At 29.6% G+C, this 12,575-nt stretch carries 10 protein-coding genes; 2 read left to right on the top strand and 8 right to left on the bottom strand.

Features of this window, described 5'->3' with window-relative positions; genetic code table 11:
- Positions 1-131: 131 nt before the first annotated feature.
- Together htpG and H2684_RS02555 are read right to left on the bottom strand one after the other, a co-directional pair.
- Positions 132-2,009 carry a molecular chaperone HtpG gene (gene htpG / locus H2684_RS02550; RefSeq protein ID WP_182087793.1) on the bottom strand — a complete coding sequence of 626 codons (1,878 nt, stop codon included), beginning with the start codon at positions 2,007-2,009 and terminating at the stop codon, positions 132-134.
- Between the two features lie 251 nt (positions 2,010-2,260).
- On the bottom strand, positions 2,261-3,244 hold the full coding sequence (locus H2684_RS02555) for a D-isomer specific 2-hydroxyacid dehydrogenase family protein (protein ID WP_182087794.1): 984 nt from the start codon (positions 3,242-3,244) through the stop codon (positions 2,261-2,263).
- A 202-nt stretch (positions 3,245-3,446) separates the two neighbouring features.
- Between H2684_RS02555 and H2684_RS02560 the strand changes: the two genes are divergently transcribed.
- The gene (locus H2684_RS02560) at positions 3,447-4,103 is read left to right on the top strand and encodes an ATP-binding cassette domain-containing protein (protein WP_182087795.1); all 657 of its coding nucleotides are present in this window, start codon (positions 3,447-3,449) and stop codon (positions 4,101-4,103) included.
- A complete protein-coding gene (gene fetB / locus H2684_RS02565) occupies positions 4,100-4,864 on the top strand; it encodes an iron export ABC transporter permease subunit FetB (protein WP_182087796.1) in 765 nt (254 codons plus the stop codon). The genes H2684_RS02560 and fetB overlap by 4 nt, the downstream gene beginning before the upstream one ends.
- 18 nt (positions 4,865-4,882) lie before the next feature.
- On the opposite strand, the gene H2684_RS02570 is transcribed toward fetB, so the two are convergent.
- The 6 genes from H2684_RS02570 to xylB form a co-directional block, all read right to left on the bottom strand.
- Entirely contained in the window at positions 4,883-6,061 is a 1,179-nt protein-coding gene (locus tag H2684_RS02570) for an ROK family transcriptional regulator (protein WP_182087797.1), read from the bottom strand.
- A 168-nt stretch (positions 6,062-6,229) separates the two neighbouring features.
- Positions 6,230-7,711, bottom strand: coding sequence for an L-fucose/L-arabinose isomerase family protein (locus H2684_RS02575; RefSeq protein ID WP_182087798.1), 1,482 nt, complete (start codon positions 7,709-7,711; stop codon positions 6,230-6,232).
- A 33-nt stretch (positions 7,712-7,744) separates the two neighbouring features.
- Positions 7,745-8,368 carry a DUF4867 family protein gene (locus H2684_RS02580; RefSeq protein ID WP_182087799.1) on the bottom strand — a complete coding sequence of 208 codons (624 nt, stop codon included), beginning with the start codon at positions 8,366-8,368 and terminating at the stop codon, positions 7,745-7,747.
- Positions 8,369-8,469: 101 nt separating this feature from the next.
- A complete protein-coding gene (locus H2684_RS02585) occupies positions 8,470-9,828 on the bottom strand; it encodes a sugar porter family MFS transporter (protein ID WP_182087800.1) in 1,359 nt (452 codons plus the stop codon).
- Between the two features lie 66 nt (positions 9,829-9,894).
- Positions 9,895-10,953: an aldose epimerase family protein gene (locus H2684_RS02590; RefSeq protein WP_182087801.1), complete on the bottom strand. Its 1,059-nt coding sequence runs from the start codon at positions 10,951-10,953 to the stop codon at positions 9,895-9,897.
- 14 nt (positions 10,954-10,967) lie between these two features.
- On the bottom strand, positions 10,968-12,467 hold the full coding sequence (gene xylB, locus H2684_RS02595) for a xylulokinase (protein ID WP_182087802.1): 1,500 nt from the start codon (positions 12,465-12,467) through the stop codon (positions 10,968-10,970).
- Positions 12,468-12,575: the final 108 nt, after the last annotated feature.

Below are 12,575 nucleotides of genomic sequence, written 5' to 3' on the forward strand. Positions count from 1 at the left end.
ATTCTCCTCCCATCTTATAAAATTAAAGCTTCAAGTGAATATACTATTTAAAACAAAGCCATAGGAGTAAAACTATATATAGTTTCCTATAGCTTTGAATTTTAACTTTATATTCAAGATATTCAAGTTTTCTATTTAATCAAAGAACAAACATCATTTGCAAATTGGACTGGATCTTCTACTGGAAGTCCTTCAATCAATAGTGCCTGATTGTAAAGTACGTTTGAATACATCTTAAGTTTATCTTTGTCTTCTTCAAACGCCTTTTTCATAGCTTGAAACATCTCATGATTTGTGTTTATTTCAAGTATCTTTTCAGCCTTAATATCCTGATTATTGTTAGGCATTGTCTTTAATATCTTTTCCATTTCAATTGACAATTCGCCTTCATTTGAAAGACATACAGGATGTGTTTTTAGTCTATTTGAAGCTCTAACTTCTTTTACTTTTCCATTTAATGCTTCTTTCATAAATTCAAATAGATCTTTATTTTCTTCAGTTTCCTTCTTGCTTTCCTTATCATCTGAATCAAATCCTAAATCCTTACTTGAAACAGATTTGAACTCTTTTTCTTTGTATTTCATAAGCATTTTAATTGCAAACTCATCAATCTCATCAGTAAAATACAATATTTCATAATCCTTATCTTTTACAAGCTCTGTCTGAGGCAATTTATCAATTTTATCTATAGTTTCTCCAGCTGCATAGTATATATATTTCTGGTCATCTTTCATGCGTGAAACATATTCATCAAGACTTACAAGTTTTTTCTCTTTAGAAGAATAGAACATCAATAAATCTTGAAGCACTTCCTTATTTACTCCAAAGTCAGAATAAACGCCATATTTAAGCTGTCTTCCAAAGTTCTTGTAAAACTCAATATATTTATCACGATCATTTTTCATCATAAGTAATAGTTCACTTTTTATTTTCTCTTTTATTTTCTTCGAAATAAATTTAAGCTGTCTATCATGCTGCAAAAGTTCTCTTGATATGTTTAAAGAAAGGTCTGCAGAATCAACTAATCCTTGAACAAAACTAAAATAATCTGGAAGCAAATCTGCACACTTTTCCATTATCAATACTCCATTTGAATATAGCTCAAGTCCTTTTTCAAATTCCTTTGTATAAAAATCATATGGTGCCCTTGCTGGAATATACATAAGAGTTTTGTAACTTACTACTCCTTCTACACTTGAATGTATTACTCTTAAAGGTTTTTCATATCCAAAGTGTTTATCCATGTAAAATCGATCATATTCCTCAGGTTTTATTTCATTTTTATTTTTTCTCCAAATAGGCACCATACTATTTAAAATTTCATCTTCAAAATAATCTTCATATTCCTTTTCGTTATCTTTTTTTGGTCTACTCTTTTTAACCATCATCTTTATTGGGTATTTTATAAAATCAGAATACTTTTTTACAAGTGCCTTAATTTTATATTCTTCTAAAAATTCATCATATTTTTCATCTTCTGTATTCTCTTTGATTTTTAATATAACCTCAGTACCAACAGATTCCTTATCACAAGGTTCTATATCATAACCATCTATTCCAGATGCTTCCCACTTATATGCAGTATCTGAATTAATAGCACGACTTTTTACAGTTACAACATCAGATACCATAAATGCAGAATAAAAACCTACTCCAAATTGCCCTATAATATCCACACCATCTTTTAACTCATTCTCATTTTTAAATGTAAATGAGCCACTTTTTGCAATAGTTCCAAGATTATTTTCAAGCTCATCCTTTGTCATGCCTATACCAGTATCTAAAACTGTAAGTGTTCTATTTTTCTTATCCACAGAAATTCTTATATAAAAGTCTTCCTTGTTAAAATTGATATTTTCATCAACTAATGACTTGTAATAACTCTTATCAATGGCATCACTTGCATTTGATATTAATTCTCTTAAAAATATTTCCTTATTTGTGTAAATTGAATTGATCATTAAATCAAGTAATCTTTTTGACTCTGCCTTAAATTGTTTTTTAGCCATTTTATCATTTCCTTTCATCAATAATTAAAGTAATAAAAATAACTTTTATAATAAATTTCCAATATATTATTGTATATAACGAATAATCTTAATAAAACCACGCTTATTTTAACAATTAGCATGGTTATTAGTCAATTACTTTTTGTTAGCACTTACAATAACTGAGTGCTAATTTTATTTTAGCAATTATTTTATCTTTGTCAAGTAAGTACTTTAATTATACAAATTAATTAAAGTACTTTTAATATTTATTATAAATTAATTTCCCAAGGATTTGTTTTTCCTTCCATAAAATAAATACAACTTAAAATAGAATTTTCAACCATATCAGATACTGCCTGATCTGTATAGAAAGCTGTATGCGGTGTAACAATTACATTAGGATATGATTTTAAAATAGCCATTTCTCTATTTTTAAGTACCTCACATTTCTTGTCATTATAGTACAATCCGCTTTCCCCTTCAATGACATCGAGAGCAGCTCCACCAATCTTTCCCTGTTCAATTCCATCAATTAAATCGGATGTATTTATAATGGATCCCCTTGCTGTATTTACAATAATTACTCCTTTTTTCATCATTTTTATACTATCTTTATTAATCATGTGATAGTTATCTTTTGTTCCAGGAACATGAATAGTTATAACATCACTATTTTTGAAAATATCATCTAATTTTACATAACGCAAGTACTTTTTTGCTTCTTCATTTTCATAAAGATCATAACCTAGTATATTACATCCAAAACTGCTCAAATGCTTTGCAACTGTTCTTCCAATTTTCCCAGTTCCAATAATTCCAATAGTTAAATTGTGTATTTCTTTTCCCTGCACACCTTTTAACGAATAATCCTGTACACTACTGCGTTGCATTATAGCTTTAAGTTTTCTTGTAGCCATAAGGATTAACATTACAGCATAGTCTGCTACACTATCTGTAGAATAAGTTACATTTCCAACACTAATTCCTAGTTCTTTAGCTCTTTTAACATCTATATGATCATACCCAATTGTTCTAGTAGATATATATTTTACTCCAACTTCATGAAACTTTTCTATAAGCTCACTGTTCATTGGAGTTGTAATTACACTAATACATTCAAAACCTCTTGCAAGCTCAGCTGTTTCTAAAGTTGGTTGGCTTTTACACAATTTTATATTAATATTATATTTTTTACTAAATTTTTTAAAATATTCAGTTTCATCTGATCTATAATTATACACTAACATTTTCATTAATCTATTACTTCCTTTCATACTTATCATATTTTTACTTACTAAATATAACTTCTATTTTATTTTTCTTATCTATATTCTATCATAATTTATGCCAATGTCTAATTTTATGAATGTAATTATTTAACATCTAATATATCTTTTCTATAAATCTACTATATTTGATATAATAGTATATGTTTATATGAAGGGAGGAAATTTTATGTCTTTATTAAGCTTTAAAAATGTATCATATAAAAACAATGAAAGAAGCATATTAAAGAACATATCTTTAGAAGTTAATTCTGGTGACTTTATTTCCGTAATAGGACCTTCAGGTAGTGGTAAAAGCACATTTTTCAAATTATGTTGTCAACTTATAAGTCCAACAAGTGGTGACATAACTTACAAGAATAAGTCATATACTGCCTATGATCCTATAAAATGGAGAAAACAAATAGCTTATTGCTTTCAAACTCCTTGCCTCTTTGGGAAAACTGTAATGGACAATCTAGAATTTCCTTTTTCTATAAGAAATAAGGCTTTAGATTTAGAAATAATAAACAAGCTTCTAAAACTTTTTATGATGGACAGTAAATATCTATCAAGAAATATAGCTAACCTTTCAGGTGGAGAGAAACAGAGAATTTCTCTAATTAGAACGTTAATTTTCAATCCAGAAATTCTTCTTTTAGACGAAGTTACATCTGCACTTGATGAAAAAAACACATCTATAGTTGAAAAAGTAATTAAATCTTTAAATGATAATGGAACAACAATTTTGTGGATAACTCACAATTCTAAACAAAGCAGAAAATATGCAAATAAAATCATGACAATTGAAAATGGTAGATTAAAATCCTTGGAGGTATTAAAATGAACGGTGCTGCAGATATAAGTATATATTCCCTTTTTTTCTCAACACTTCTTGTGTTGATTTCTCTTATATTCTCTTATTCTCAAAAGCTAGAACTTGAAAAAGACATAATAGTAAGTATATTAAGAGCTGTAATACAGCTGTTTATTATGGGTTACTTATTGAATTATATATTTGGATTAAAAAATGTATTTTTCACTACATTTTTATTAATATTCATGATAATAAATGCTGCATATAATGCGTCAAAACGTGGTGATAAAATAAAAAATGTATTTATTATATCCCTCATGTCCATATCTGTTGGAACAATTATAACTTTATCTATTCTTTTGTCTTTAGGAATCATAAAATATGAGCCTTACCAAGTAATACCTATAGGAGGAATGATTATAAGTAATTCTATGGTAAGCCTTGGACTAAGCTTTAAACAAATTAAATACAATTTTAAAAATAAAAAAGATGAAGTTGAAACCAAACTCTGTCTTGGATCAAATATTTATCAAGCATCTTCAAATATAATAAAAGATTCTATTAAAGTTGGAATGATTCCCACTATAGACTCAGCTAAAACCCTTGGAATAGTATCTCTTCCAGGTATGATGACAGGGCTTATTTTAGCTGGTACATCACCTATAAGTGCTGTTAAATATCAAATAATAGTTACATTTATGATGCTATCTGCAACATCTATAACCTCATTTACTGCATGCTATTTAAGCTACAAAAAATTTTTTAACGACAAAAAACAATTAATTCAATAATCTATAAACTTTTTAAATTTACAATACATTATCATTTATAAAAAATACATCTTCCATAGGCAGCAATACTGCTCCCAATATTGCTGCATTTTCTCCCAATCTAGAAAATGTAATATTACATTCATCTTTATCATAAAAGCTATTATTTTGAAATACAGTTTCTATTAGCTTTTTTTCTATGAACTTTTTGTATGAGAATATTTCTCCTCCTATAACTATATTTCTAGGATCAATAGTTAAAATTATATTTTTAATACCTTCAGCCAGAAAGTCAATATATGTATCTAATATTAATTGTGCTTTTTTATTGTACAAAGTCATTTCCATAAAATCATCTAAACTTTTATTATAATCATCAAATGCATTTCTGTATTCGTCAATCAATGATTTTCTTGAAGCATATAACTCCCAACAGCCTCTTCTCCCACAATTGCACTTCTTCCCATTTTTTACAATAGTCATATGTCCAAACTCTCCAGCACGTTTATTAAATCCCTTATAAAGATTATTTCCTATAACTATTCCAGTACCAATTCCCTCTGTAATTGATATGAATATTAGACTATCTTTTACATGACTAAAATTGATAAATGACTCTGCATAAGCCGAGGCATTTGCCTCATTTTCTATGTAAATTGGGAACTGAAAATAATCTTTAAATGTACTAAAATTTATATTTCTAAATCCTAAGTTTGGCACGTTTCTTAAAAGCATCTTTTTTTCATCAACTGTACCAGGTAGTGAAAAGCCTATTCCCAGTACTTTTTCACATGGTATATTAAAATTATCTACTATACTTTTTATTGAATTTGATACTTTCAAAATTATGTCCTTAAAATCATGTAATTTATCTGGCATATTAAAATTTACTTCATGAATTATATCAAGTTTTAAATTTGTCATTATAATTCTAACTTTGTCTTTAGTTATCCATACCCCAAATGAATATCTAGAATCTGGAAGAAATTTTATAATAGTTGGCTTTCTTCCACCTGTAGATTCTGCCACACCAGCTTCTTGTAAAAGTCCTTGCTGTATCAGTTGATTGGTATTACTTATAACTGTTGGAATACTTATATTAAGTCTTGAAGATATATCCTGCTTTGTAAGTTGCCCATTTCTATATAATAAATTCAATATCTTTTTTTGATTCAATATTCGTATTGTTTCTTGATCTACTGACTTTAATTTACTCATATAATTAGTACCACCATTCAAATTTAAAATTAACATTATAATAATTTAGTATATCATTAATTTGTCCAATGTTTAATAAATTTTCATAAATAATATTAGAGTAGATAAGTGTGTAACCTATCTACTCTAATATTAACAAAATATTGCTATATAAAGTACAACTTTTAACTATTTAAATGGATTTTCTGTTTCATAGAGCATCCCCTTAGGTTGATTGAAGTTCACTTTTTTCACACCTAGATATCTAAATAAATTATAGATTGCTTTTCCATAATGTCCAAATGCAACTGCTCCATGATGTGGAAATCTATTTTCTATCAATACATAACGATAAAATCTTTCCATCTCAGGAATTGCAAAAACACCTATAGAACCAAAAGAACGAGTTTTAACTGGTAATACTTCACCTTCTGCTACATATGCCGTCAATTCCGCATCTGCATTACTCTGCAAACGGAAGAAAGTAATATTTCCAGGCACTATATCGCCTTCAAGTGTTCCTCTTGTTATATTTGGCTCTCTATTTGGTTCCAATGCTCTAGCCATGATCCTTTGATTTTTCATTTCAGGATTTATTAATTTACAAGATGCAGTATTTCCACAGTGAAATCCCATAAATGTATCCTTTAATGTATAATTAAATTTACCTTTTATATCCGATTTATACATATCTATAGGAACTGTATTATTTATATCAAGTAAAGTTACAACATCTTTGCTTATACAAGTGCCTATATATTCACTAAGTGCACCGTAAATATCAACTTCACATGATACTGGTATTCCCATTGCAGTTAATCTGCTATTTACATAACAAGGCACAAATCCAAATTGAGTCTGAAAAGATGGCCAACATTTATTTGCAAAAACAACATATTCTCTTGAACCTTTATGAGCCTCCATCCAATCTAGCAATGTAATTTCATACTGAGCAAGTTTAGTTAAAATGCCAGGCATCTTATTTCCAGCACCAAGTTCCTTTTCCATGCTAGCTATTACATCTGGAATTCTTGGATCATCTTTATGTTCATTAAAAGCTGCATACAAATCTAGCTCAGAATTTTCCTCAATTTCAACTCCAAGATTATACAATTGTTTAATTGGTGCATTACATGCTAAAAAGTCTTGTGGACGAGGTCCAAATGAAATAATTTTTAAATTTCTAAGCCCTAAAATTGCAGTTGCAACTGGCACAAATTCTGAAATCATATCTGCTACTTTTTCTGATGTTCCAACAGGATACTCCGGAATATATGCTTTTATATTACGAAGTCCTAGATTATAACTTGCATTTAACATTCCACAGAATGCATCGCCTCTGCCATCTATTAAATTTTCTCCAGTTTCCTCAGCAGCAGCTGCAAACATAACCGGTCCATTAAATTCTTTTGCAAGTAGAGTTTCAGAAGTTTCAGGTCCAAAATTTCCAAGATATACTACAAGTGCATTTACTCCATTTTTTTTAACTTCTTCCAAAGCCTTTCTCATATCATTTTCATTTTCTACAATAGTTTTGCATTCGTAAATATCTCCAGCAGATTTTCTATAAGCCTCAACTACAGCTTTTCTTCTATTAGCTGACAATTCCTTTGGGAAACAATCCCTACTTACAGCAACTATTCCCAATTTGACATCTGGTATATTTTTCATATAAAATCCCTCCAATTTATTATTTATATATTTCTATTTTATTGATATATTTTTTCCAACTAATCCTACAAATGCTCCTTGATCTCCTAAATCCGTATCTCTATGGGCAATAAGCCACTTGTTTTTAGCAAATAAAAGTGCATCTTCTCCTATTTTTTCAATTTTATCTTCTAAAGGTAAATTAGTACCCTTTGGTAGAACAACAACACATCTAAATCCATTTTCATCTGCATTACAAGGAGCATAGTGAAGTGTAGTTGCATATACTTCTATAATTGTACCTGCAGGTACTAAAAAAGCCTCAATTTTTGAAGTATCATATGAGTAGTCATCTTCAATATCTTCCCGATGACCTAAAAGAAGTATAAAGTCATTTACTGCAACATTTATTTCAGATGAACGATGATATTCAACTGCATTTAATAAATAATTATTTCCATTACAATATCCAATCTGAATAGGTAATCCTCCAAACTCCCTTTTTCTTAGCTCCTCAGCAATATCTAGATTTTCTAGTTTATCAATAGATGGTTCATAAATTACATCTTTAGGTAAAGGTGTACTCTCCATTTCTTTAATTAGCTCTTTGCAATCATAATTTTTTAAAACTTGTCCATACTTTTTAAACTCCACATCTGTTACTTTTCTAATAATCATATTTACCCACCTCTCATTTAAAAATGTTATTTTTAATTCTGCATAATCATAATATTATTAATATACTTAATAAACCTAATTTAAAAAGTTAATATTTAGAATTAAATTGCTGCTTTATTAGCACGTTTACGCAAGTTACTTTCAATCTCTTCAAGTGAACGATTACGAGTTTCAAATACTTTTGACTTAACAAACCAAATTGCCACAAAACAAATAATTCCATATCCTATAAATAAACTACCTGTACCAAAGAAATTTAATAATGGAGGAAATGTCAACGATACAATCATATTTGCTCCCCAATTAACAACACTACTAAATGAATTTCCTAGTCCTCTAATGTTCAATGGAAAAATTTCTCCTATCATTACCCACATTACAGGTCCCCATGTAGCTGAGAAAAATGCTATATAAATAGTTAAAGCAATAACACAGATGACTGCAGCAGTAAATGATCCATGAGAGGATTTCATTGAAAAACTCATTACAAGTAGTGAAATACCCATTCCAGTGCCACCATAAGTTAACATTTTCCTACGATCAACTTTATCCATTATAACAACAGCAACAGCAGTAACTATGACATTAAAAATTCCAATTCCAATATGGGCAAGCAGAGCTGCTTGAACTCCAAATCCAACATCTGTAAAAATTGTTGGAGCATAATAAAGTACTGTATTACATCCCATAACTTGTTGGAATATAGCCAAACCAACTCCAATTACTAATGCTGGACGAGCAAATCCACCAAATAACTCTTTAAGTCCTCCGTTTTCTACTTCAGCTTGATGTTTTATTTCAACAAGTTCAGTATCAACAAGCTCTTTATTGTAATTATTCATTTGTTCTAGAATATCTCGAGCTTCCGTTGATTTACCTTCTTTTACTAAAAATCTAGGACTTTCAGGTAATAAAATTGCTCCAAAGAAAAGAATTGCAGCTGGAATTGCAGCAAAACCAAGCATCCAACGCCATCCAGTATAAAAACCAGAAAAACTGTAATTAGTTATATAAGCTAATAGAATTCCACTCATTACCATTAGCTGAAATAAACTCGACATTGAACCACGTTTTTCGGCTGGTGACAATTCAGCTAAATATGTTGGAATTAGTGCAGAAGAGGCACCGACTGCCATACCAAGGACAATACGAGATAAAATCAATGTCCAAAACTCTGGAGAAAATGCCGAACCAAGTGCACCTACAAAAAAGATAACAGAAGATACCAGAACAAGCTTTCTACGTCCATATTTATCAGACATTGGGCCTATAATTGCCGCTCCAAGAACAGCTCCTAACAGTACTGCACTAACAACCCATCCTTGCTGCCATGAATCAAGATGCATCTGTTTTTCAATAAAAAGTATAGCTCCTGAAATAACACCTGTATCATATCCAAATAGAAGTCCACCTAATGCTCCAAAAGTATATATAGCAGAATTACTAATCTTTGCTTTCATTAAAATCATCTCCTAATTTTTAATTCATATAAATTTCAATTTAAACATGCAGAAAACATTTTCATTTTATTTAATTGTAAACCTATATATTGTTGTATGTTTGTACTTCTCACCTTTTCTCAATATAGTTGACGGAAAACCATTATGATTTAGAGCATCTGGGAAATACTGTGTTTCAAAACATAATCCACTATTTTTATTATAGACTGCGTTATCCTTACAATTTTTAGATTCATTTATATAGTTTCCAGTATAAAATTGTATTCCTGGACTAGTAGTATATACTTCCATACATCTTCTACTACAAGGTTCAAAAGCTTCAGCTGCCTTACACAAATTCTTACCATTTTTATTTATTATCCAATTACTATCATATCCATTTGCAAGAACCAATTGATCATATTTTTTATATATATTCTTTTCTATTTTAGTCATGTTTCTTAAGTCCATAGGTGTATTCTCTACATCTCTTATTTCACCTGTTGGAATACTATCTTTATCATTTACAGTAAATTTATCTGCGTTAATCATGACTTCATGATTTAATATATTCCCAGATGCATGGCCTCGTAAATTGAAATAAGAATGATTAGTTAAGTTAACTACTGTATCTTTATCACAAACTGCAAAATAATCTATTTTAAGTTCATTATTTCTTTGAATGCTATATATAACTTTGACTTTAAGATTTCCAGGATATCCTTCTTCACCATCTTTACTTAAATATGACAGCTCAATACATTGATTTCCATCACTATCTAAGTATGGCCTTGGTGTCCATAGTGCTTTATTAAATCCTTTGATTCCACCATGAAGTTGATTTTCTCCTTCATTTTTTGTGAGATTATATTTTTTACCGTTTATTTCAATTTCAGCATTTTTAATTCTATTTGCATTACGTCCTATAGTTCCTCCAAAGAAAAACTTTCCTCTAATATATCCTTCCAAATTCTTGTATCCAAGTACAATATCATCAAGTTTATTATTTTTATCAGGTACTGTAAGAGATATTAAAGTGGCACCAAAGTTTGATATCTTTGCAGTAATTCCATCACTACTTAATGTAAAAATATAAACCTTATTACCATCAGGAAGTTTGCCAAAAATATCCTGTTTAATATTCACAATATATACACCTCCTATACATCCAAATCATTTATATCTTTAAATCTATCTTTTAGGGAATAATACAATGATGAATATATTCTATAGATACTATTGTACTTTTCGACATTTTCCTCTATAGGATCCGATTTTTCAGTTGTTTTTATAAGTTTACCACAAGCTTCATTTACGGATTTAAATGCTTTACATCCAACAGATGCAAGTATTGCAGCACCATAAGCAGGTCCTTCTTTGGAATTGACAACATATACATTTAAATTAAACACATCTGCAACTATTTGTCTCCAAAGTTTACTCTTTGAACCTCCTCCGCTAATTCTTATTTCCTTTATATCTACATTTAACTTTTTTAATATCTCTAAAGAGTCCCTAAGTGCAAAACAAACTCCCTCTAAAATTGATCGTGTCATATCTCCTCTTTTATGAAGTAAATTTAATCCAATAAAAGTACCTTTTGCACAAGGATCATTATAAGGTGTTCTCTCTCCTATTAAGTAAGGCAAAAATAATAGCTTATTGCTTCCTACAGGTGACTTTTCTGCTTCTGAAAGCAACTTTTCAAATCCATCTTTAGTATCTACATTCACATTTTCAACCCACCATTTAAGACTTGATGCTGCAGAAAGTATTACACCCATTTGATGCCATTTTCCATTTGCATGGCAAAATGAATGAAGTCTATTCTTATTATCTACATAGAAACTCTCACTTGATGCAAATACCACTCCAGATGTTCCAAGTGCAACAGATAATGCACCAGGATTGACTGTACCAGTTCCTACAGCTCCTGCAGCCTGATCACCAGCTCCAGCTATTACTTTTGTTTTAGTTAAAAGTCCTGTATCTTTTGAAGCCTGTTTCGAAACGTTTCCTATAACTTCAAAGGATTCATATACCTTAGGCAAAACATCTTGATTTATTCCCAATAAATCAAGCATTTCCTTTGCCCATATTCTGTTCTTTACGTCAAACATTATAGTGCCTGAAGCATCTGATACATCTGTTGCAAAAACTCCTGTTAATTTAAAGCTTATATAATCCTTTGGAAGCATTATATGTGCGATTTTTGAATATACATCAGGTTTATTTTCCTTTACCCATAAAAGTTTAGGAAGTGTAAAACCAGTTAATGCCATGTTTCCTGTATAATTTGATAACCTATCTTGTCCAAATGTTTTATTTAGATAGTCACATTGGTTTTCTGTTCTTTGATCACACCATAATATAGCAGGCATCAATACTTTATTATTTTTATCCAATATTACAAGCCCATGCATTTGTCCACTAAAACTTATTCCATTAATATTTTCTGGATTTATATTATAATTACTTATTAAATCTATAATTCCATCTTTTGTAGCATTCCACCAATCTTCTGGATTTTGCTCTGCCCATCCATCTTTTGGATAATTTATAGGATACTTTTTTGATGTTTCTGCTATAATATTACCCATCTCATCCATTACGATGAGTTTCACAGAAGATGTTCCAAGATCTATTCCTAGAAAATTCATATCTATACCTCCCCACAAAATTTATATCTAGCTCTATCGTTTTCATTATTTTAACTAGAACTTCTTTGACAATCTCAGTATATCACGTTTTTTTTACTTTTTCAAGTC

Source organism: Clostridium sp. cel8 (genome assembly GCF_014050525.1).
Classification (GTDB): Bacteria; Bacillota; Clostridia; order Clostridiales; family Clostridiaceae; genus Clostridium_B.

Excerpts from the sequence above, each read along its gene's own strand:
- htpG (WP_182087793.1), bottom strand. The coding sequence starts at position 2,009 with ATGGCTAAAAAACAATTTAAGGCAGAGTCAAAAAGATTACTTGATTTA.
- H2684_RS02555 (WP_182087794.1), bottom strand. The coding sequence starts at position 3,244 with ATGAAAATGTTAGTGTATAATTATAGATCAGATGAAACTGAATATTTT.
- H2684_RS02560 (WP_182087795.1), top strand. The coding sequence starts at position 3,447 with ATGTCTTTATTAAGCTTTAAAAATGTATCATATAAAAACAATGAAAGA.
- fetB (WP_182087796.1), top strand. The coding sequence starts at position 4,100 with ATGAACGGTGCTGCAGATATAAGTATATATTCCCTTTTTTTCTCAACA.
- H2684_RS02570 (WP_182087797.1), bottom strand. The coding sequence starts at position 6,061 with ATGAGTAAATTAAAGTCAGTAGATCAAGAAACAATACGAATATTGAAT.
- H2684_RS02575 (WP_182087798.1), bottom strand. The coding sequence starts at position 7,711 with ATGAAAAATATACCAGATGTCAAATTGGGAATAGTTGCTGTAAGTAGG.
- H2684_RS02580 (WP_182087799.1), bottom strand. The coding sequence starts at position 8,368 with ATGATTATTAGAAAAGTAACAGATGTGGAGTTTAAAAAGTATGGACAA.
- H2684_RS02585 (WP_182087800.1), bottom strand. The coding sequence starts at position 9,828 with ATGAAAGCAAAGATTAGTAATTCTGCTATATATACTTTTGGAGCATTA.
- xylB (WP_182087802.1), bottom strand. The coding sequence starts at position 12,467 with ATGAATTTTCTAGGAATAGATCTTGGAACATCTTCTGTGAAACTCATC.